A 22,691-nucleotide genomic window follows, 5' to 3' on the forward strand; every position below is an offset into this window, starting at 1 on the left:
TGAGAAAAAAATCTTATTTGGATTACCATGGGTAATGCTATAAACTAGATTAATTGTAGTACGTAGAGTTATTGCATTCCTCCCATTTCTGCGATTATTTTCTTCATCTTCATTTGATAAGTATTTTACTTTTCAAACTTACCTCCAATGATTTATTTAATATTCCCCAACTTTGAGTGCACTAAATTTGCTCATTTTCCCTTAACTTGACACGTATACTTTTTTGAATATTCCCATAAAACCTTTAAAATAATCTTTAAATTACTAAAGCCATTACTTAATGTTGAAAGTAGCTTGTTCTGCTATTTTTCCTTAACTTAAACGTACTGTACTTGAGATGTACTTGAGGTAATCACTACATTGTTAATATTAGTATTAGGATTACTGATGCTAAGAGGTTTACAAGCATCTATCAAAATTCTTAAGTCTTCGTTACTCAGGTAACTAAATATTTTTTCAGTACAGTCATATGGTAACTCAGGAAAATTGTTAAAGAGAAAATGGAAAATTTTATTGCCTTGTTCAAGTAACTCTTTTCTTTCCATACCCTTTCTGAAATGACTTTCGATCATACTAGCATATATTGGAAATTTTGTTTTATAGTCGTCTGATTTTAAAACCTGCACTATATTTTCATTCCTCATATATATTGCTAATGAGCTTGTACCTTTTGCCAAGATATCATAAAATGAAATGTTAGAATTATTAATCTTCTCACTCTTCATCCTTGCTATTTCTTCCTCACATTCATCCTGAAAGCCACTTATTTCACCACTGATACTCATTGATAGTAAATTTTTTTCACTTACATATAAATTTGCGGTTTTCATTTTAACTATGTGGCGTTTAAGAGCTTCAGCAGTTACTTCACACGAACAGACACCACGATCAGGATCGTAATAACCATCATCATCAGAGTCATAGTTGTTGAGTTGACTATAGAATGACCTTATACCAGCCATAGCAGAATCAAGTGGTGTATGATTATTTCTACTCGTAATATTAATATCAGAGCCATATTCCAAAAGAGTTGTAACAACTTCTTCATGTCCTTCTTTAGAAGCAATGTGAAGTGCTGTTCTGCCATACTCATCTCTAGAGTTAATATCAGCACCAAATTTCAAGATAGTCTCAATAATTTCCTGGTAACCTTTTTGAGCAGCCAGGTGCAGTGGTGTTATGTCACTTTTAATTTTAGAACCAACTTTAGCACCGCATTCTAGCAATACTTTTACAACCTCTTTATGGCCTTTTTGAGTTGCAATATGAAGTGCAGTTATTCCATCTTTTTGCTTAGCGTTTGCGTTAGCTCCTTTGTTCAAGAGCATTTTGCTAATTACTTCATTTCCTTGTTGAGCAGAAAGATGGAGAGGTGTTATATCACTTTTAACTGTAGAATTAACATCTGCATTATATTCTAAAAGAGCTTCAACAACTTTCGTATATCCTTTCTGAGCAGCAGCATGAAGCGTCGTAATACCATTTTTGGTTTGAGCATTTATATTAGCTCCCTTACTTAGAAGCAGTTTAGCAATTTCTCCCTTAATATTAATATCAGGATCTTCATTAGTAAGAAATCCAAAAAAACCTTCACTCTCACTTAAAGCAGTAAAATGCAATGCTGTTCTTCCATATTTATCACTAGCGTTAATATCAGTATCGTGTTGCAAAAGAGCTTCAACGATTTCTATGCATTCCTTCTTAACAGCAATATTCAATAGATCAGGACTATCTTTTATATTAGCTCTATTAGTTAAAAGTAGCTTGGTAATTTTTAAATCGGCATTCTCAATAGCATAAAATATTGGAGTTTTTCCGGTTTTATCTTGAGCATTTATATCAGCTTCATAGCTTATCAACAATTTAGCTACTTCTTCCTGTTTGTTTTTGGCTGCACTATGTAAAGGTGTAAAACCTTCTTTAAATGTTGAATTGTATAACGTATTAACGTCAGCACCATACTTTAATAGGTCTTCAATAATTTTCAAATATCCTTTTTCAACAGCAGCATGTAATAACTTAGGATTATTTGCATCTTCTGGGTTAACAATAAGGCCATATTCTAGAAGAGCCTCAACAATCTTTTTATACTCTTCTCCATAGCCGTGCACTGCGATTTTAAGAGAGCTTCTGTTACTTTGATGATTAATATCAGGACAATACTTTAAAACATCCTCAACAATCATTAAATATCCTTTTTCAACAGCGAGGTGTAGTGTGGTTTTGCCATCTTTGTCCTGATTATCAACTTTAGCTCCATGTTGTAAGAGCAGCTTTACAACTGTTTTACGTCCTGTTTTGGTAGCAATATGAAGTGGCGTTAAATTACTATTTGTGCTAGCATTAATATCAGCACCTTTATTCAAGAATAATTTCACAGCTTCTTCATTGCCTAGTTCAGAAGCAAAATGTAGTGGCGTATATCCTTCCTTCAATGTGAAAGAATGAGTACAAGCACCATGGTTTAGAAGATCTTCGGCAATATGCATATATCCTTTCTTAGCAGCAATATGAAGAGGGGTTATACTATCTTCCCCTTTAACATCAACATTAGCACCTCTACTTAAAAGCAACGTGATAACTTCTTTACTACCTTTTTCAACAGCAAAGTGCAGTGGTGCATAACCTTTTTTCCATGTTGAAGTACACACACAATTAACATAAGCTCCATATTTTAAAAGATGCTCAACAATCTGTAAATACTCTCTCTCAGCTGCAATATGAAGAGGAGTTATACCATCATTGCTTCTGACGTTAATGTTAGCTCCACGATTTAAAAGTAGTTCAGTAATTTCCATTTTCTTATTTTCAATCGCATTGTGAAGCGGAGTTCTGCCATACTGATTTTTAGCATCAATGTTAGCACCTCTGTCTAGAAGCATCTTAACAATTTCTATGTCACCATTTATAGCAGCAAAATGAAGTGGAGTATTAGAAGGTTTTTTGTTTTTGCTGTTAACTTTAGAACCGTTTGTTAAAAGTAGTTTAGTAACCGCTATATGTTTATTCTCAATAGCATCACGAAGTAAAACATATCCTTCTGACCATGCTTGTGAATAAGATAGTCCAAAAGAATTAATTAACTCCCTTGCTCTTTCTAGTCTTCCTTCACGAACTGCAGAAATTAAACTGTAGCTTGTATTATCATTGCCTAGCATAACTACTTACCCTCCAGATTATAACATTTTCCTTATATTAATATAATCATAAATAGATGATATATTATCCACAGTATATAATATAAGTCAAACTAGTTTAAACATAATATTTTTACTATCTTGCAGTGTTTTAGTTTCTGTAATAAATCCAGGTGTTTACATATACTCTCCTTTAACGCAATAAATATGTCTAATAGAATAAAATGGTAAACTTGTAGCTGTGATGTGGAGTATAAAGTAGCCCATGTACCAAAAATTTGTACTTTTTTCTATATCTACTTTCCTTAATTTGACTCTATGGCTTGCTGAAACTCAGATATTGTAACTGATTTAAGTATAATATTAACTTAGGTTATATATAAATATTTCAATAGTATTATTCAAAGTTTCAAACTTTTAACCCCACTTCCTATATTGACGTCTTGTAAATTTTGATCTGGCTTTTTTAGCATTTCTAACAATTTACCCGCAACATTCTTATGTCCATTAGCTATAGCAACTTGCAATAATGTATTCCCTTGATTATTACGAGCGCTCGTTACAGCTAAAAATTCATCTTGCTTTACTACCCTTAGCTTGTTGATAATTTCAACATTATCTTTTTTTGTACCTTCAAACAATTCTTCAACTAATTTCAGGAAGTTAGCAACTTTCTGATCTTTGGAAAGATTAATAGGTGTTTTGCCTTCTTTATTCTCAATGTTGTAAGTTGCACCATGTTTTAATAAAGATTTTACAACTTCTAAGAAGCCATTTTTAGCCGCAACATGAAGTGATGTAGTACCACCAGAAGTTGTTCTAGCATTAATAAAGTCATTTAATTTATCACGACTTACATATTGTAATAAAACTTCAACAACTTCTCTGTAACCTTTGGAAGAAGCTATATGTAATGGCGTATTGCCCTTGTTAGTAATTTGAGCAACTTCAGCTCCATTTTTTAATAAGGTACTTATAACATCTATGTTGCCGTTGTTAACAGCATGGTGTAATGGTGTTCTTCCATCGGTATCTTTGAAGTTAACAATTACCCCTCTTTTGATGCAATTCTCAACCGCTAAAGGATTGTCATTTTCTATGGCCTCAAGTAACTTTTCAGAAAAAGCAGACTGTAACCTCTGATTGATTGACTCTAAAAACCTTTTTACAGGAATGTCAATATTAAGTTCAACCATTTCTATGAACGATCTTACATCTTTCTTTAACTCACTATGCAATAACTTATAATATTTTGTACCTTGCCCTTTGGAAACGAAGCATTCAGCCTTCCCACCGTAAGCTTCATCTGTATACCCTGACGTTATGTGTTTTGGATCAAATTCTAGTGCTACTAGCATATCATTTACTGACTGTATGCTTTTATTATTTATCGAACCAGGTACACAATCTTTGTATACCTCAACTAAGCGATATGCATTTCCTAGGTAATAAGAACCTTCCTTAAGAGTTTTCCAAGGAGAAGTATTCTTTTCTGAACTATATGGTTGCGACATGCTACGCAACATAGGAAGGTAAAGCTCAGAAAAACGGATATGCACCTCTGTAGCACTTTTAAGCTTCTCAAGTTGATCCAACTCACATTCAGGGCTAAACTGTGATTGAACTTGATCTGGCTCCTTCAGCATTTTTAACAATTTAGTTGCAATATTCTTATGTTTATTGGCTATAGCAACTTGCAATAATGTATTCCCTTGATTATTACGAGCATTTGTTATAGCTAAGAACTCATCAGGTTTTACTGCTCTTAGCTTGCTGATAGATTCAACATTACCATTTTTTATATCTCTAAACAATTCTTCGATCAATTTCAGTAAGTTAGTAACTCTTTGGTCCTTAGAAAGATCAATAGGTATTTTACCTTCTTTGTTCTCAATTTTATAAATTGCACCATGTTTTAATAAAGATTTTACAACTTCCAAGGAGCCACCTTTAGCTGCAACATGAAGTGATGTAGTACCACTAGAAGTAGTTTTAGCATTAACAAAGTCATTTAATTTATCACGACTGATATGTTGTAACAGAACCTCAACAATTTCTTTGTAACATTTGGAAGTAGCAGTGTGTAATGGTGTATTACCTTTATTAGTAACTTGACTAACATTAGCTCCATTTGTTAGTAAGATGTTTACAATATCTATGTGTCCATTGCTAACAGCGTAATGCAACGGTGTTCTTCCATCAATATCTTTATCGTTGGCATCAGCTCCATCTTTTAACAGACGCTGAACAGTTCGTATATCACCTTTACTAGCAGCAATGTTGATATCTTTCTGCAGATGCTGGAGAACCTCTGATGCTTCGCTACCCTCAAGCTTAAATCTAAAATTAATCATCTCTATCTTTTTTAAAATATCTAAAACACTCGGATGACTTGGTCCAAAAACAGCTTTTCTTTGATCAAAACTTTCTCTGTAGACTTTAAGTGCGCTGATCCATTTCCCTTGAGCAAAAAGTACATTTGCTATGTTGTATTGAGTATTCAAGGTTTCTGGGTGATTTTGTTGTAAAGCTTTTTTCTGGATATTTAAAACCTCTTGAAAAGCTTTCAAGGCTTCATGATATTTATTTTGATTGAAGAGTACCCCAGCAATGTTATGTAACGTTCTCAAGGTATCAGCATGATTAATACCTAAAATTATTTTCTTCTTTTCAAAAACCTCTTTATAGATTTTTAAGGACTCTTCGTATTTACCTTGGTTAGCTAGTACCATTGCTATATTATTTTTGGCACTCACAGTGGCTAGATCATGTGTACCTAGTGTTTCTTTCCTCTTTTCAAAAACTGCCCTATTGATATTTAACGCTTCTTCATATTTTCCCTGTTTATCTAATACTAATGCCATGTGAAACTGAGTATTTAAGGTATCTGAATGATTTGACCCTAGTATTTCCTTTTGTCTCTGATAGACTTCTTGATAAATATTAAAAGCTTCTTCATCTTTCCCCTGTCTATGCAGCACTAAAGCGATTGTACTTCTTGTACTTAAAGTATCCTTATCGTTTAAATCCAGCATTTCTTTTTGTTTCTGAAAAATCTCTTTAAGCATATTTAAAGCTTCTTGGTAAATTCCTTGCTTATATAGCACTTTGGCTATATATGTCTGAATATCTAAAGTACCAGGATTGTCTGGTCCTAGTATTTCTTTTCTTCTTTCAAATGCGCTTCTGAAAATACTTAAGGCTTTTTGGTAATTGCCTTGATTCAAGAGCACTAAAGCTGTATCAATCTGAGCGGATACGTCACTTTGCGATATCTGCTTCAACTGCTCGACTTTTGAAAAGTTACTATGTACTGCAGCAACTACTAACGTTTTGTTCTCTCTATTACGAGCACTCATCACTGCTTTTACTGTATCAATATCCTTTATCTTATTTAGGTCATTAATAACTTGAGCATTACCATCTTTAACCTTTTTAAATGATTCACTGACTAGTTTAAATAAGCTAGTTATACTTTTATCCACAGTAAAATCTGATGGTGTTTTCCCACTGTCAGAGACAGCATTGTATACTGCACCATTAGATAATAGGGCCTTTACAACTTTTAAGTGAGAGAACTTAGCAGCATAATGCAGAGGAGTAAACCCCTTGTTACCAACCACATTAGGATTAGCTTTATTTTGTAATAGAATATTGACAACTCCATCATAGCCCTTCCATGCAGCATAATATAATGGTGTTACACTATCAGCATTTTTGGCATTAACAAACGCTCCTGCTTTAATGTAATTCTCAACCTCTGAAGAGCTATTACGTTTTACAGCCTCAAATAATTTCTCAGTTGATGCTAATAGATTGATAACGTCTTTATCGTTAGTCATTTCTAATGGTCTTCTACAAAGCTTGTCAACAGCGTTATAAACTGCACCATTTTTTAATAAAACTTCAATAACGTCTTTATAACCAAAATTAGCAGCAATATGCATAGGGGTTAAGCCATTAGTATCTTTAGCATTAACGTCAGCACCTTGTGCTATCAAATACTTTACAACTTCTAACCGACCTTTCATTGCAGCATAGTGTAGTAATGTCTGGTTAGCTGTACCAAGCTCATTAATACTCAACCCCTTGCTAAGGAAAAACTCTACGGTATCTTTATAACCTTCTCTAGCTGCAATGTGTATAGGCTTTGATCCAGAGGCATTTTTAGCATTAATATTAGACCCTTCATCTACTAGACATTTTACCATTTCCAAGTTACTTTCCTGTGAAGCAATGTGCAGTATAGTCCAATCATCATTGCCTTTAGCATTCATATCTACTTTTTTATACTGCAGTAACATTTTAACCACTTGCAAATGACCATGTGCAACTGCTAATTCTAAAGGTGTTCTGCTCTTATTGTCCTTAACATTAACTTTTGCTCCATTACTTAATAGGACTTCAATAACATTAACATGGCCGTGTCCTGCAGCTATATGTAGTGGAGCACCTTCAACATTTACAAAGTTAACGTTAGCCTTGTTTGCTATCAAAATTTCAGCAACTTCTTCATGGCCTTCTTGTGCCGCAAGATATAATGGTGTTGTACTATTAATAGTCATAGCATCAACATTGGCTCCCCTTGCTATCAGAGCATTTACTATTTCCTTGTGGCCTCTTTTAGCAGCCAAATGTAATAGTGTAGCATCTTCAGGACCTTTCATATTAGTACGGGCCTTGTTTTTTAGCAAAATCTCTACAATATCCCTATAACCAGCGAGCACTGCTAATGATAAAGGTTCACCACCTTCTGCATTAACACTAGCTCCATTTTCTACAAGAACTTCAACGATTTCCTTATGATTATGCTTAATAGCAGAAAGCAATGGTGTTAGGTTGTTACTCTTAACATTAACATTGGCTCCATTTGCTACCAGAATCTCAACGATTTCCTTATGACCTGCTTCCACAGCTACATGTAATGGTGTACTGCCTGCAATACCTTCCGCGTTAACTTTAGCTTTATTTTTTATTAAAAGATTAACAACGTCTTTATGGTCTTCTACAACAGCTGCATGTAACGGTGTAAGACCATAATTAGCTTTAGCATTTACTTCAGCTTTATTTTTTATTAGGAAAACAACAGCATCTCCACGGCCATTTAGAGCAGCTGAATGTAATGGTGTCATACCATCATTAGTTCTAGCATCGACTTCAGCTTTATTTTTTATCAAGAGATCAATAACATCTTTGCTACCGTTCATAGCAGCTGCATGTAATGGTGTACTACCCTTAATGTCTTGAGCTCTAACTTCAGCTTTATTTCTTATTAGGAGTTCAATAATATCTTTGTGACCTTTCAGAGCAGCTACATGTAATGGTGTTAGATTATTATTGGCTTTATCATTGATTTCTACTCCATTTTTTATTAAAAGCTCAGCAACTGCCTTATGACCACTCTCTGCTGCATAGTGTAATGGCGTAGCATTATTTTTATCTTTAGCGCGAATGTTAACCCCATGCTCAAGAAGAGCAACAACTATCTTCAAGTGGCCACTCTGCACTGCAAAATGTAGTGGGGTTATACCTTCCACAGTGGCAATACTAGCATTTGCCTTATTTGTCAGTAAAGCCTTAACAATTTTCTCATGTCCATCTTTTGCTGCGTAGTGCAAAGGTGTGTTATTATAGGTTTTGTCAACAACATTAACATGAGCTCCATGCTTCAATAAAATATTAGCTATCTTTTCATGACCGTTTTCTATTGCATAGTGTAATGGTGTACAACCATTTATGACACTAGCATTAACATTTGCCCCTTTCAGAATTAAAGCGTTTACTATTTCCAGATGGCCATTAAACGCCGCTGCATGTAATGGTGTCCAATCTCTGTCATTTCTAGCATTAACGTCTGCCTTATTTTGAAGTAAGAAATTAACTAACTCCAGGTGACCACTTTCTGCAGCTTCATGCAATGGAGTAAAGCCACCCATGGCCTCATTAATATCAACATTCGTATCTTTTTCTAGTAGAACCTTAGCAACATTAACATGATTATTTCTTATTGCATAATATAAAGGTGAAAGACCACTCATATCTTGAGTAACAGTACTGGCTTTATTTTTTAATAAAACCTCAACAGTATCCTTGTGACCATTTTGGGCTGCAATGTGTAGTGGTGTTTTGCCATGATTATCTGCATCATCAACATATAAACCAGCTTCCCCTACAAAAAACTTCACAATATTTTTTCTTCCATGTGCAGCAGCGATCTGTAGTGGGCTTTGACCATTAATATCTTTAACATTAACGTCTAAATTTTGATTAAGAACAAATTTTACAATTTCAAGACTAGGTCCCTTAGCAGCAAAATGTAATGTAGTCCATAAGTTAATACTTCTAGCATTGATGTCTGCTCCTTTTTTGAGATAACTCTTTAAGTCTTCGAGATTCCCTTCTTCCAATGCGACAAACATTCTTTCCTGATTAGTAATAGTAATAAGACCTTGATCGTATTTATCCTTCAATTTGGAAGGATCGTCTCTCACTAACTTGCCAACTTTTTTCTTACTTTTCATTATGTTTTCTGAAGTAAGTTTTTTAGCGTTTAAGATAACTGCTATTGAGGGATCAGATAACAATACATCAACCAAGGCATTATCGTGTGCTAAGTGATTACGCAAACATTTTCCAGTTAGTAAAGGAGTATTCTCATCTAAGAAAAGTAAATTGTTTTCTAGATAATTCTTTGAGCTGCCTAAGATTGACATTATATCCAGAACAAGCATTTCTACTACTGCTTGCAATTTCTTATTACTCTTATAGGAAGGGAGTTTTTCAATTAATTTACCACTCAATGCGTTATTCCTTAAAATACTTTTCAGTTCAGATAGCTTCAGTGTAAGTTGGTTATTATATTTTTCTTCTGTTATATTGTAAGTCTTCTTTTGTTTGTATGCAGGAATAAAAGAACCTTTCTCATTCAACTTTTCTCTTAATTCCTCAATCCATTTGATATCACCTGTTCCAAATTCAGCAATATAAAAAATTTCGTAAGTTAATCTATTTACTTCATCAAGGTTGTCTTCTTGTATTCTTGACTTAACACTATGAGAAATCTTCTTCGATAGCTCAGCAATCTCTTTAAGGCTGTGAGATTCTATTCGGGGAACAATATTCTCTAATGTTTTATTAGCACGAAATTTCATTCCCCTAATAACGTTATGGTCAATCTTATTATCACTAAAGCCAATACTTAAACTCTTTAATAATGCAAACCCTGTAATATAATCAGTTCTGATATTTTCTGATTGAGTTCCTGCACAATTGATTATGTTATTAATTTTATTAAACAGCTCTTGCTCGTGACTTGTCTTTTCAGTTACACTATTGCTTAGTTCTGCAATGAGCTTTTTAAGCTTTTCGTGTTCCATTGTTACAAAGTTTCCTGAGATTATTTCATCTAATTTAGCGTTGCTAAACGCTTCGGTGACTTCTTTTATCTCATCCAAGTTCTCACTATTAATAATTTTTTTTAGAAGCATTCTGATAGTTTTAATTTTGTTGTCATAAAGAATACTAGTAATCACATCACCAACTTTCTTAGTGTCATTTTGAACACCAATAAAAAAATTAACATCTGTATTTTCCTCAATCTCTGTTCTTTTAGAGAGTGAATAAGCATGTGATAGTGAGTTACGTAAATCTATAATGACTTCTCTTGTGTTCTTTGGTAATGATAGTAGAAGAAGCTCGCTTGTAGTGCTAGATAACTTGGGAGATTCTAGAGTGTTTTTTAAATATTCACCAATAACCTGTAAAACCCTTGTAATAATTAACCGTCCTTCCCTTTCTTTAGGATTAGCTGATAATGCCAACTTTATATAATCACTTATTTTCTCTAAAGAATGAATATCCCTAATTTGTTGATAATCGCTATACAACTCTCCAAATTGAGGATAATTGCTAACGATCTCTGCAACAACCCTCTCACGTTTTAACTTCGGGAGATCAGCAAATTTACCAATGTCCACACCTTCTATAATATCTTTTTCTTCTTTAAGTTTCTTTGCAAAATTTTCCAAGTGGTCTAGTATTTTACTTTTATTCAATGTGGCATTATAGAATAGATTCATTTCCTGTCGTTTTATGTGAGAAGAAACAAAACTGATCAAACAAAATTCCATTTCTTCCCAAGGTAGTCTATCGTAGGTTGATTTCAACTGCCGCTTTAATATATGAATATTTTGTGCAATAAATTTTGCTATGAATAAAAACTTTTCATCTACTTTTTCTGTGTTTGAATACTCTGCCTTTAACAGGCTAATATTTTGAAGTACTAACTCAATCCGCTCTCTTATGTTATTAAGATAACTCTTCACATTCTGATCTTGTCCAGAAGCACTAGAGAAAAAACGGAGGTTTATCAACTTATTTTCAACAAAAATTTCTATCTCTTCTGACAAGAATACGTTCTTTAGTTTTAATTCCTCATAAGCTCGTGAAAGAATTTCATCTAATTCCCTGAAATGAACAGCAAAATAATTACCTGGCCATTTATTAATGAGTGTATCAAGAAGTTCAACATTACCTGAACGTATAGAATAATAAAACGCATTATGGCATGTTTCATCCTCATCATCTGGTAATATAGTAGTTTCTCTGATGCCAACAGATAAATTACTGAGAATTTTACTATTACTGCCAAGTAGGTATTCTAAAATCTTTACCTTATTATGTTTACAAGCTAAGATAACTAAGTTAGTACTCTTAACAGGGTTGTTAGCATTATCATAATAGTCTCTCAAAGTTACTTGATCTTCTGCATCACTTATGTAATCAATAAAGTTGCTTAATTTTTTTAAGCTATCGACATTACCATCTGATATTGCCTCTTCGAGTTCAGTTAAAATCAGGAGATAAAGTTCTTTAGCTTTTGCTTTTCTGCAGTAGAGTTTTTTATATTCTCTAATAAACTCCTCTTTTGATGTGTAAGAACGTGATAGAAACTGTTTATCTTCTTGATAAAAGCTGGTTTGTTGTTTAGATACATGCATAAGCTCTCTCTGAGATATATTTACACCAGTATTAGAATAGCAAAGTTTACTTAATATGGCAAAAATTAAAATAGCATCTTTTGTTAATAAAATATTTTTGAGAGAATATCTACTAATCCTGCAATTTCAGGACGAAAAGCCTTCACAACATTTGGTTTTGGGTGTGGGAAGTGTGTTGGTTGTTTAAATTATTAGTAACACCTACTAATAATAACCTGTTTGAAAACAACAAAGAGAAATGATGATTAACTTACATAAAAAAGCACTAAGTTTAGTGTTTTGGCATTATAGCAATCTCTCATGTATCACCTCTCTGGAACCATACGACTAATTGTTGTTCATAAAAATCTAGTACTGACAAAAAATATATTTATTCTAATCTTGCACGTTTGGTATCATTACTTATAACCCCAGTTATGGATTAGAAAATAGATAAAAGTAGAAGTAACAAAGAGTGAAATAGGGTAAATTCAAGTATTTTAGCAATAATGAAGAGGTTACCCATGAAGAAAGATATTACAGAACTTTACTGTTTTATAGAAGATTTTTGTTGCGTTGCTGATGAAAAGTTTTCAGAAAGGCTTCTATCAAGTAGCAAAAAAACAACAAGAATACCTGAAATTACTGTACCAGAAATACTTACTATAATCTTACTTTACCACCAATCGCCGTGCAAAAATTTCAAGTTTTTTTACTTGAATTATCTTAAATTATTGTACAGTTCTGAGTTTTCTAAACTCCCTTCATATCATAGGTTTGTTGCTCTAAAATCGCGGGTTTTATGGTATTTAGCAATGCTTTTGCAGTGGTTCTGCGAGCAAGCGAAAATTACTGAAATTTCCTATATTGATACAACTGCAATCGCTGTTTGCCACACAAAAAGGATCTCAAAAAATAAAGTTTTCAAAGAGTTGGCAAATATAGGAAAGACTACCTATGGGTGGTTTTTTGGTTTTAAATTGCATCTGGTAATCAATGAAATAGGCGAAATTCAAGGTATTACGCTAACTAAAGGCAGCGTTGATGACAGAAAACCTGTACCAAATTTGACTAAAAAATTGACAGGACTTTTGTTTGGAGATAAAGGTTATATCAAGAAGGAGCTCTTTGAGAAACTCTTTGATAGAGGTCTAAAACTCATCACTAAAGTGAAAAAAGGTATGAAAAATGCACTAATGTCATTAAAAGAGAAGATTTTATTGAGAAAAAGGTCGATTATTGAAACAGTTTTTGGTTGTTTGAAAAATAAGTTTGAGATTGAGCATACTCGGCACAGATCGCCAATAAATTTTTTGGTACATATTTTTTCAACATTAATTTCATATTCCATGCAGCAAAAAAAGCCTTCTATTTCTAAGTTTTATTGCCTTGGATAATCCGTAACTGGGGTTTATAGAAGTTTCATAAAGTCTTGTACTCGTTTCTACGAGATTATTTAAGAAACTTAAAGATTGAAAAGTACGCTTATTGGAATCATCAAACGCTACTGTAAAGTTTAACAAGTTATCATTAGATAGATATTCAGTTATATTATATGTAGAATCATGGTCCAGAATAATTTTCTTTTCTTTGGCATCTTGATCTGCTACATCTAATTTAGTATAAAATTGTATCTTACTTAGCTTATTTAATAAATCTGCTCTTTCTAAAAAAGGTTTTACCTTATCTAATATGATATCATTATATATAGGATAGCGTATGGAATAATCAATTTTTGCTAGTCTTACAGATAATTGATTATTGTATAGTACATGTATGTTGAAGTTATTTGTAACAAATTCATATAGTGGAAGGCTATCTTTTATTTCATCTGTTTTCATTTGAAGAATTTCACAAACACAGTCATCTAGATAACTTGATAATTTACTGTAATTACTGCATCCTTTATAAGGAGATAAGTCAATAATTTTTCCGTAATCCTTATTGAAGTTCCTTACTAAAGTAAATTTAATCAACAATTTAGCGCATGCTAGATCACTTACAGCGTTATCTAAAGATGTGGAACAATTATCATAAAGCCGTCGTTCACGATTTCTTATGTTAATATCAGCTCCATATTCTAATAGTTCTTTAACTACTCCCAGATTTTTACCACTTTTTTTTACAGCATGGTTCAGTGCAGTATTGCCTTTACGGTTTGTTGCATTTACATCAGCACCATGTTTCAGAAGTTCTCTAACTAATTCTAATTCCTTCCCCATTGTTATAGCAGAATGTAGTGGAGTTTCACTATACATGTTTCTTGCATTAACTTCAGCACCACCTAATAAAAGCTCTTTAGTAATTTCTACACTACTAGTAGTATGAAGTAACGTATCTCTATTCCTTTCTACTCTAAGGTTAGCATCAGCATCTGCAGACAAAAGAGCTTTAACTTTTTCTAAGTTTCGTTCATAGACTGCTCTTTCTAATTCCTTGTTAATACTATTATTTAGCATACTTTTACAATCCTCCTAAATTTCACTATTTTGTAACAAAATTTTTGTATATTTTCTAGATCTTGGCACCCTCATTAGAGTTTCATTTAAGAGAGCTATAACTTCAAACTCTTTACTCTATTTTCTACGCTGACATCTTGTAAACTCTGATCTGGACTTTTTAATATTTCTAATAATCTACTTGCAAGGTTTGAGTGTTTATTAATTACTGCAACCTGGACTAATGACTTGCCTTGATCATCACGAGCATTTGTTACAGCTACGCGCTCATCAGGTTTTATTGCTTTCAGCTTACTGATAATTTCAACATTGCCATTTTTTGCATTCTCAAACAGCTCTTCTACTAATTTCAATAGGTTAGTAATATTCTGGTCTCGAGAAAGATCAAGTGGTGTTTTACCTTCTTTATTCTTGATGTTATAAATTGCACCATGTTTCAACAAAGACTTTACAGCTTCAAAAAAGCTATTTTCAGTAGCAACATGCAACGATGTAGTGCCTTTAACTATTGTTTTAGCATTAATAAAATCACTCAATTTATTGTGGCTTACACGTTGTAACAAAGCTTCAATAATTTCTTTATGACCTTTGGAAGCAGCAGTGTGTAATGGTGTATTACCTTTGTTAGTAACTTTAGTAGCATCAGCTCCATTTGCTAGCAAGATATTTACAACTTTTATATGCCCATTATTAACAGCATAATGTAATGGCGTTCTTCCATCCACGTTTTTCGAATTAATGATTGCTCCATCTCTAATGGAACTCTCAATTCCTAAATAATTATTATCTTCTATAGCCTTAAATAACTTCTCAGTCAATTTTAGTAATTTTATAACTTCTGGGTTTCCTCTTCTTTCTGCAAAGTGTAATGGTAAAACATATCTATCTCCTTCAGCTCCAGCATTAAAGTATGCTCCGCTCATAAGTAGAGACCTAACTATATCTAAATTACCAATTTGTGCCCCTAAGTGTAAAGGCGTAGCATTTTTATCCATTTTTGCATTAACATCCGCTCCATTTATAATAAGAGTTTTAACTACCTTAGGATGACCATGTTGAGCTGCAAGATGTAGGGCTGTGCCTTTATTTTGATTTTCTTTTACATTTACATCAGCACCATGTTTCAATAGAACGGTTGCTATCTGATCATAACCTTTTTCTGCTGCAAAATGTAAAGGAGTCCAATTTGTGTGATCTAGAGCATTAACTTCTGCCCCTTTTTTTAAGAGCAATTCAACCACCTCTAAATGATCATGGTCTACTGCAAAGTGTAGAGGTGTAGTACTTTTAACTGTTTTAGCATTAATGTCTGCTCCTTTATTAAGCAAAGATTTAGCAACTTCTAAATTACCATCATATGTTGCACAATGTAGAGGAGTCCAACTTCTGTTATCTAGAGCATTAATATCTGCTCCATTTTCAATCAAGAAATTCATTATTTCCAAGTGATTATGTTCTGCTGCCAAATGTAGAGCTCTTCTACCATCATCCATCTTTGCATTTATATTTGCTCCTTTTGCAATTAAGCTCTCTACTATTTTTAAAGAAAAACCATTATATGCTGCATTATGTAAAGGAGTCCAATTCTGATCATCCACGGTGTTAATGTTTGCTCCATTTTTAATTAAAAAATCACTCACCTCGAAATGACTTTGCTGAATTGCTAGATGCAAAGGTGTAAAACCTTCGTTTTTTTTAGCATTAACATTGGCTTTTTTCTCTATTAGTAGCTTCACTACTTCTAAGTGACCATTCTGAGATCCTATATGTAAAGCTGTGGAATTATCGTGGCCTTTAGCATTAACATCAATTCCCTTTACGAGAAGAAGAGACTTAACTACTCCAAAGTGATTACGTTCTGCTGCTAAATGTAGAGGTGTAAGATTCTCATAATCCTTAGCATTAACATTAGATTTTGCTTTTAGTAAAATGTCTACTAACTCTAAAAAGCCATTTTGAGACGCTAAATGTAGAGGTGTAATCTTATCATCTGTTTTTGCATTAACGTTTGCTCCCGCTTCAAGCAGAACTTTAACTATATCTAACCTACCAGTTTGTGTTCCCAGATGTAAGGGTGTAATGTTTGCATCAACTTTACGATTACCTATGCCTGAAGATCCAGCGTTAATATTAGACCCTTGTGAAATAAGAGCTTTAACTACTTCGAGGTTACCATTTTGTACTGCAGAATGCAAAGGTCTTGCTCGATCATTATTTACAGTATTAACATCTAATCCCTTTTCAATAAAAACATTTACTATATCTAGATGACCATTCTCTGCTGCTAGGTGTAAAGGTGTATTAAGTTTATCTGTTTTAGTACTAAGATCTGCTCCATTTGCAATCAAGGTATTGACTATATCTAAATATCCTTGCTGGGACGCAAAACTTAAAGGTGTAAAGCCTAGAATGGCCTTATGGTTTACATCTGCTCCATGAGCAATAAGAAAGTTAACCATCTCTAAGCGATTTTTTGCAATTGCAAAATACAGTGGCGTAAAGCCATCGTACTTAATCTCTGAGTTAATATCTAAACCTTCTCCTAATAAAGTTTTGACTAAATCCAACTGACCATTTCCTGCTGCTAAATGTAGCGGTGTAAGACTAAGATGTTTCTGAATTTCATAATTTTCATTTAAAAACTCTACAAAAAATTGCAGCTGATCCAGATTATTAGATATTCTATTAGTAAACATAAAGGCCTCGCATGAAGAATTTATGTAAATATAGTATCTACAAGTTTTTAAGCAAGATAAATCTTCTTCTTAAAAAAGATACTGTATCCAATCTGTGTACTTATAACTTTTTTATTTGATCATGGGTGATCAGCTATCTCAGCTGCAATAGAGACACCTGCCTTAAGTAGCTACATCAAATTTCTCTGTTTTTTGCCCTTTTTTTTCGCTGATGAAGATGTCTTCATTCTTCTCAGTAGCCAATATTCTTTTTAAAGTATAATCGTTACGTGCACCAAAGCATCAATAATTATACACAATTGTGAAGAAATATTCAATCTTTTTATTGTTTTGAATGTGTTGATGAAAAAAACGTCTATCAGAGATCATCTGAGAATTGCATTTTAGGCTTTAGATGTAGAAGGGGTCTTATCGTCTTTTTATAAATACTCTAAAAATAGGCTTAAATCGCCAAGAGATGGATATCATGAATTTAGTTGTAATAGTTTAGACTTAATCTGACAGGGAAACAAAGTAAGATAAAAATATAAACAAGTTTTAAAGGAGTGTCAGATATGAATACAACACAAGAAAAAATACTAAAACCAAAGTTGGGATTGCTAGAACTTGCAAAGCAATTAGGAAATGTATCACAGGCGTGTAAAGTAATGGGATATTCAAGGGATACATTTTACCGCTTCAAAGAACTGTATGAAACAGGAGGAGAAGAGGCTTTACACGAGATAAGCAAAAGCAAGCCATTGTATGCAAATAGAGTGTCGGAGGATATAGAAAAAGCAGTAGTTGAAATAGCAATAGAGTTTCCAGCATACGGACAAGAAAGAGCAGCAAACGAACTGAAAAAGAGAGATCTCTGCAAGTGGAATAAGATCAGTGTGGCAAAGAAACGATCTTGAAAACTTTAAAAAGAGGTTAAAGGCATTAGAAGCAAAAGTAGCTCAGGATGGTATCATTTTAACAGAAGAACAGATAACAGCTCTAGAAAAGGCTAAGGAAGAAAAAGAGGCCCATGGAGAAATTGAAACAGAGCATCCAGGATACTTAGGTAGCCAAGACAGTTATTATATTGGTAATATCAAAGGTATTGGACGAATTTACCAGCAAACCTTTGTTGATACCTATTCCAGAGTTGCTTTTGCTAAGCTTTACACAGAAAGGACTGCTATCACAGCTGCAGATCTTCTTAATGATAGGGTAGTACCGTTCTTTGATGAACAGAAAGTATCATTGCTACGTGTTTTGACGGATCGTGGTACAGAGTATTGTGGCAGACCTGAAAATCACGCTTACCAGCTATATTTAGGGGTAGAAAATATTGATCATTCTCGAACCAAAGCTCGTTCTCCACAGACTAATGGCATATGTGAAAGGTTTCACAGAACTATGCAAGATGAATGTTACAATATTATCTTTAGAAAGAAAATTTACACCTCTTTGGCAGAACTTCAGTTAGACGTAGACCATTGGGTGCATTCTTACAATAGATCTAGACCACATTCAGGTAAATATTGCTATGGTAAGACTCCTATGCAAACCTTTTTTGATAGTATGCATATTGCTTATCAGAAAAATATTGATAGCATTAAACAGGATGCTGATATCGGTTTTGACTTTGTCAATTCTTCTGTTAGATAATTCATGCCTGTCAGATTAAGTCTAAACTATTACAATTTAGTAGCGTAAAAACATCAAAGATACCTCATATCATAAAGTTTAATGTCAACATTTGGTAGCAACATTCCCGATTTACAAAGCAGAGGCAATAAAGGTTGCAAATAATCTACGTATGTTGGACGTTTCTGTTGATGCTATTTCTAAAATAACAGATTTATCTATTGAGGAACTTGAAAATCACGCTTCCAAAACTTAACCTGAATTAAAAGCAACATTAGTTTACTGATTTCTACACAATATATTAAAATATCAATGAAGATGATTACATAATTAATCATCTTCATTGCTGGATGAAATTCTTGTGCTTCTGTATTCAATATATAATATTAAAAAAATATTTTAGTAAATTTATTAAAGTAGATACTAGAAACTCGCTTATTTCGTTTTTCTAGCTCAGTTATAGTTTTGGATTTTGCTTGCAGAATTTGTCTATCACTTTCTGGTTATCCTCTATCATTTTACTTGCCTCTTGCTGAAGAAATTTGATATTTTTGAGTGTAATATTGTCCATCTCAGTCGATGCTACTTTCAATTGCGATTGTATTCTTATGTATTTATCATCTATTACTTGTTCTAGTTGATAATCAACGCAATCCAATCCAGAAGCAAACATCACATTCAGTAGTGGCTTGATCCACCCTATTTTGCCAAATCTCCTTGAGTTAGCATACTTTATACTTCTATTTGTTCCACCAGTACCTATTGATAGCAGTATAATCTCATCATTTGGAAATAACCTTTTACCACTTGCATATGCACAAGCCGCTGGATTATTGGCAAACACTCCGCCATCTATCAACACTCTCTCTCTTTGGCTAATTTTTAGACGTTTTGGTGTGAAGTACGTTGGAGCAGCTGTTGTAGCTCTGAGTGCATCTTTTAACTTAATGTTTTCTTCTTTCCAACTTTTGAAGAAAAATTCACAACTATTGTGAATGTCATAACTGGTGAGCAGTAGATTACTAGCAACATCGGCCATAGTGCTTTCGCCGAAGTATTTGTTGAGAATAAATTCCATATTTTTATATGAGTACTGAGAACCACTCAGCCAAGAAGCAATTGATTTTCTCCAAAGTGATGCTTGAAAGATATATGGTCCATACTCTTGGTAAAGTTCAACCAAATCATTGGCAGAGTATTGAAGTTTATTGCTTTTACAAAGTCCAGCAACAACAATTCCACCGGTTGAGGTTCCTGCCATTAAGTCAAAGATCTGGGAAATTGGCTTTTTTGTCCTAGATTCAATTTCTGCTAGAATAATGGCAGGAATTATTCCTCTAATTCCTCCTCCATCTACAGATAAAATGTACTTTGTCATTTGTTATAGTTATTTTTGTCTCTGCTCAAGCTCGTTAACTTCTTCAGCAAGGTTTTTGACCCTTTCTTCAAGACGATAGATGATTTCTGTAGTCCTTTGATTTTGCTCTATAAATTTATCATGCATATGCACTCTTAAGTCGAGCTTAGCTAGCCACCAGATCAATGCTATTGTTTGTATCACCATAGTAGCAATTACTGCTACAGGGATCTTTCCTGTGTTTGTCATCTTTTTTAAAGGAAAAGTTGTATATATACATATACAAGATTCATCAAAAATACGTCCAAAAAATCTTTTCTAAAATAAAGTTAATTAGTTGCACTAAACAAGCGATGTAAATAATATAATCAACATGAAATCTAGCCTTTTTTGGAAATTGTTAACAAGTTCAATAATACCAATAATATGCGTTATTGTTCTGTATCAGCACTTTAGTACAGACCAATTATCAAAAGATGTGCCAATAAAAAGTAATGCAAGTGGCAATGATCTGGAAACATTATCTACTGCAGCTGAAAAATGTAATTTAGATACTGTAAGATCCTTAATAAAAAATGTAGTAGATATCAATGCTACTCATCATTTTGGTGCAACATCATTACACTATGCTACAAGCGGAGGCTGTTTAGAAGTCGTAAAATTTCTAATTGAAGAAGGCATTGATGTAAATACTACTGATGCTTTTAGCTGGACAGCTCTGCACTATGCTGCACGAAAAGGACATCTGGAAATTGCTAAATTTCTACTGAAAAATGGAGCAAATCCTTCTGCTAAAAACAAAGATAAAAAAACTCCTTCAGATCTTGCTGTAGAGGAATTAAACAATAATAAAGAAGATATCTATGAGGAAATTATCAATTTACTTTCCAACTATCAATTATTCCCGTAACAATAGTACGATAGCCAAGGTTATCAATTACATGCTCAGCCCTATTTATTATCCATTTACCATAAACTCCTTTGCGAAATCCAGAAAGATTAATCTTTGCTTCAGCAAATAATTCAGGATTTCCTGGCATTGTGACATTGAGTGTTGCTGCATTACTCATCAGCTGATTCAACTTCGCAGATGCTGCACTTTGTGCCAAATCACTACTTGCATAAATATCTCGCAAAATATAGCTTGGTTCTTGATCACCTACTTTTTCCGTTATTGTCTCTGCTTTTTCATAATCATACCAGTAAGCAATAACCGAGCCATATTGATTACGCTCATTAAATTTTACTTTCCAATTTGTAATATCTCTAGGTGTTAAAGTAATAGTGCTTAAAGTTTTTCCGGTAACTGATTTTGCTTTTCCTTTTGAAACAAACAGTAAATATCCTCCTGCAGGTTTTGCTATTGCTCCATAAATTTGAGCAAGCCTGGTTAAAAAATGCATATCGCTCTCTGCAGTTTGATCAATATGTGATATCATGATATTTACAAACTCTGCAGCAACTTTAGCTTGATAGCCATGTTTGTCTGCAATCTTTTTTACCAAATCATTTAAGGTGATTTGATGCCACTCATTAAACACTTGTTCCTTTAATGACTCTTTTAGATCCGCTGCATGACTTTTAATCTTTAGTGATTGTGGCGGGCCTTGTAGCGTAATTTCATTTACTATATAATCTCCCATTGGCACAATGCCAGTTTCCTTATACCCGAGTAAAATATTTAGCTTTGCCCCAGTTCTAGGAATCTCAAATAATGAATCACGGTCATCAAGATGAATTACAACAGTATCACTTATTACTCCTGCTTCATCAGTAATATGCATTGATACCAATCGACTCTTTATCAGCTCAGTGATTAAAACTCCCTCTACTGAAATACTAAAGTCTGGTGTCACTTTAATTCCATAGTTTTACTACTTGCTTTTGTGTCTCTTTTTGAATAACAGGAAGTTTAATGATTAATCCTGCAGGAAGACTTTTATACTCTGCAAGTCCAGGATTAGCTCTTAACACAATCTCAACTGCTTCTGAGCTGAATCCATAGTAGTTCCAGCAGATTAAATCTAACATATCATTTTCCTTAGTTTTGTAGTACATCATTGTCAGCTGCAGTAAAGTCAGTAGTGTTATTTTGTGATGATAAATTGCTATAATGTTTTAAACTTAAATGAAACTCAATCTTTCTTGGTTCACCATTTGGAAAAAAATATTTCTGCGTTTCTTCTATTTTCACAATAACAAAATGGCCTAAAATGTTACCTTGGCCATCAATAAGTAAAAGAGGTTTCGATGAATTTCGCATATTATTTATTTGCTTCAGCCCTCCTGAATAGATTACTCCTGCAAGCTCAACAATGTCCTCTCCAGGACCAATACTTTGAAGCAATGGCTTTTCCCCAATACGCTCAAGTGCAGGCCAGCGATATTCACTTCTGCGTGTAAAGCCTTGCTCAATTAATGAAAATCTATATGGACCAAGAGATAACATA

At 33.5% G+C, this 22,691-nt stretch carries 12 protein-coding genes and 1 pseudogene; 4 read left to right on the forward strand and 9 right to left on the reverse strand.

What is annotated here, in order from left to right; translation table 11 throughout:
• Nucleotides 1-317 precede the first annotated feature (317 nt).
• A complete protein-coding gene (locus ABWU50_RS00960) occupies nucleotides 318-3,158 on the reverse strand; it encodes an ankyrin repeat domain-containing protein (protein ID WP_353275986.1) in 2,841 nt (946 codons plus the stop codon).
• Between the two features lie 380 nt (nucleotides 3,159-3,538).
• The gene (locus ABWU50_RS00965) at nucleotides 3,539-12,136 is read right to left on the reverse strand and encodes an ankyrin repeat domain-containing protein (protein WP_353275987.1); all 8,598 of its coding nucleotides are present in this window, start codon (nucleotides 12,134-12,136) and stop codon (nucleotides 3,539-3,541) included.
• Nucleotides 12,137-12,191: 55 nt separating this feature from the next.
• On the opposite strand from ABWU50_RS00965, the gene ABWU50_RS00970 reads away from it, so the two are divergent.
• Together ABWU50_RS00970 and ABWU50_RS00975 are read left to right on the forward strand one after the other, a co-directional pair.
• On the forward strand, nucleotides 12,192-12,323 hold the full coding sequence (locus ABWU50_RS00970; RefSeq protein ID WP_353275988.1) for a hypothetical protein: 132 nt from the start codon (nucleotides 12,192-12,194) through the stop codon (nucleotides 12,321-12,323).
• A 316-nt stretch (nucleotides 12,324-12,639) separates the two neighbouring features.
• On the forward strand, nucleotides 12,640-13,512 hold the full coding sequence (locus tag ABWU50_RS00975; protein WP_353275950.1) for an IS982 family transposase: 873 nt from the start codon (nucleotides 12,640-12,642) through the stop codon (nucleotides 13,510-13,512).
• Here the strand turns inward: ABWU50_RS00975 and ABWU50_RS00980 are convergent.
• Together ABWU50_RS00980 and ABWU50_RS00985 are read right to left on the reverse strand one after the other, a co-directional pair.
• Nucleotides 13,456-14,574: an ankyrin repeat domain-containing protein gene (locus ABWU50_RS00980; protein ID WP_353275989.1), complete on the reverse strand. Its 1,119-nt coding sequence runs from the start codon at nucleotides 14,572-14,574 to the stop codon at nucleotides 13,456-13,458. The two genes, ABWU50_RS00975 and ABWU50_RS00980, sit on opposite strands and share 57 nt — an antisense overlap.
• A gap of 95 nt (nucleotides 14,575-14,669) precedes the next feature.
• The gene (locus tag ABWU50_RS00985; RefSeq protein ID WP_353275353.1) at nucleotides 14,670-17,270 is read right to left on the reverse strand and encodes an ankyrin repeat domain-containing protein; all 2,601 of its coding nucleotides are present in this window, start codon (nucleotides 17,268-17,270) and stop codon (nucleotides 14,670-14,672) included.
• A gap of 554 nt (nucleotides 17,271-17,824) precedes the next feature.
• On the opposite strand from ABWU50_RS00985, the pseudogene ABWU50_RS00990 reads away from it, so the two are divergent.
• Nucleotides 17,825-18,905, forward strand: a pseudogene (locus ABWU50_RS00990) (IS481 family transposase).
• 436 nt (nucleotides 18,906-19,341) lie between these two features.
• On the opposite strand, the gene ABWU50_RS00995 reads toward ABWU50_RS00990, so the two are convergent.
• Together ABWU50_RS00995 and ABWU50_RS01000 are read right to left on the reverse strand one after the other, a co-directional pair.
• Nucleotides 19,342-20,262, reverse strand: coding sequence for a patatin-like phospholipase family protein (locus ABWU50_RS00995; RefSeq protein ID WP_065094350.1), 921 nt, complete (start codon nucleotides 20,260-20,262; stop codon nucleotides 19,342-19,344).
• 9 nt (nucleotides 20,263-20,271) lie between these two features.
• Nucleotides 20,272-20,490, reverse strand: a complete 219-nt coding sequence (locus ABWU50_RS01000) for a hypothetical protein (RefSeq protein WP_012673232.1) — start codon at nucleotides 20,488-20,490, stop codon at nucleotides 20,272-20,274.
• Between the two features lie 124 nt (nucleotides 20,491-20,614).
• Here ABWU50_RS01000 and ABWU50_RS01005 point away from each other — a divergent pair, with 124 nt between their 5' ends.
• Nucleotides 20,615-21,151: an ankyrin repeat domain-containing protein gene (locus tag ABWU50_RS01005; RefSeq protein ID WP_353275355.1), complete on the forward strand. Its 537-nt coding sequence runs from the start codon at nucleotides 20,615-20,617 to the stop codon at nucleotides 21,149-21,151.
• Here ABWU50_RS01005 and ABWU50_RS01010 read toward each other — a convergent pair.
• The 3 genes from ABWU50_RS01010 to ABWU50_RS01020 are packed head-to-tail and all read right to left on the reverse strand — an operon-like array spanning nucleotide 21,117 to nucleotide 22,690.
• Nucleotides 21,117-22,097, reverse strand: a complete 981-nt coding sequence (locus ABWU50_RS01010; protein WP_353275356.1) for a phage late control D family protein — start codon at nucleotides 22,095-22,097, stop codon at nucleotides 21,117-21,119. The genes ABWU50_RS01005 and ABWU50_RS01010 overlap by 35 nt on opposite strands.
• Before the next feature lies 1 nt (nucleotide 22,098).
• On the reverse strand, nucleotides 22,099-22,272 hold the full coding sequence (locus ABWU50_RS01015; RefSeq protein ID WP_353275358.1) for a tail protein X: 174 nt from the start codon (nucleotides 22,270-22,272) through the stop codon (nucleotides 22,099-22,101).
• Nucleotides 22,273-22,282: 10 nt separating this feature from the next.
• Nucleotides 22,283-22,690, reverse strand: a complete 408-nt coding sequence (locus ABWU50_RS01020) for a phage tail protein (RefSeq protein ID WP_208571643.1) — start codon at nucleotides 22,688-22,690, stop codon at nucleotides 22,283-22,285.
• Nucleotide 22,691 lies beyond the last annotated feature (1 nt).

The organism is Wolbachia endosymbiont (group A) of Pipizella viduata (assembly GCF_964028555.1).
Classification (GTDB): domain Bacteria; phylum Pseudomonadota; class Alphaproteobacteria; order Rickettsiales; family Anaplasmataceae; genus Wolbachia.

Bases quoted from the DNA above. Each gene is read 5' to 3' on its own strand.
- ABWU50_RS00960 (WP_353275986.1), bottom strand. From the start codon at position 3,158: ATGCTAGGCAATGATAATACAAGCTACAGTTTAATTTCTGCAGTTCGT.
- ABWU50_RS00965 (WP_353275987.1), bottom strand. From the start codon at position 12,136: ATGCATGTATCTAAACAACAAACCAGCTTTTATCAAGAAGATAAACAG.
- ABWU50_RS00970 (WP_353275988.1), top strand. From the start codon at position 12,192: ATGGCAAAAATTAAAATAGCATCTTTTGTTAATAAAATATTTTTGAGA.
- ABWU50_RS00975 (WP_353275950.1), top strand. From the start codon at position 12,640: ATGAAGAAAGATATTACAGAACTTTACTGTTTTATAGAAGATTTTTGT.
- ABWU50_RS00980 (WP_353275989.1), bottom strand. From the start codon at position 14,574: ATGCTAAATAATAGTATTAACAAGGAATTAGAAAGAGCAGTCTATGAA.
- ABWU50_RS00985 (WP_353275353.1), bottom strand. From the start codon at position 17,270: ATGTTTACTAATAGAATATCTAATAATCTGGATCAGCTGCAATTTTTT.
- ABWU50_RS00995 (WP_065094350.1), bottom strand. From the start codon at position 20,262: ATGACAAAGTACATTTTATCTGTAGATGGAGGAGGAATTAGAGGAATA.
- ABWU50_RS01000 (WP_012673232.1), bottom strand. From the start codon at position 20,490: ATGACAAACACAGGAAAGATCCCTGTAGCAGTAATTGCTACTATGGTG.
- ABWU50_RS01005 (WP_353275355.1), top strand. From the start codon at position 20,615: ATGAAATCTAGCCTTTTTTGGAAATTGTTAACAAGTTCAATAATACCA.
- ABWU50_RS01015 (WP_353275358.1), bottom strand. From the start codon at position 22,272: ATGTTAGATTTAATCTGCTGGAACTACTATGGATTCAGCTCAGAAGCA.
- ABWU50_RS01020 (WP_208571643.1), bottom strand. From the start codon at position 22,690: ATGTTATCTCTTGGTCCATATAGATTTTCATTAATTGAGCAAGGCTTT.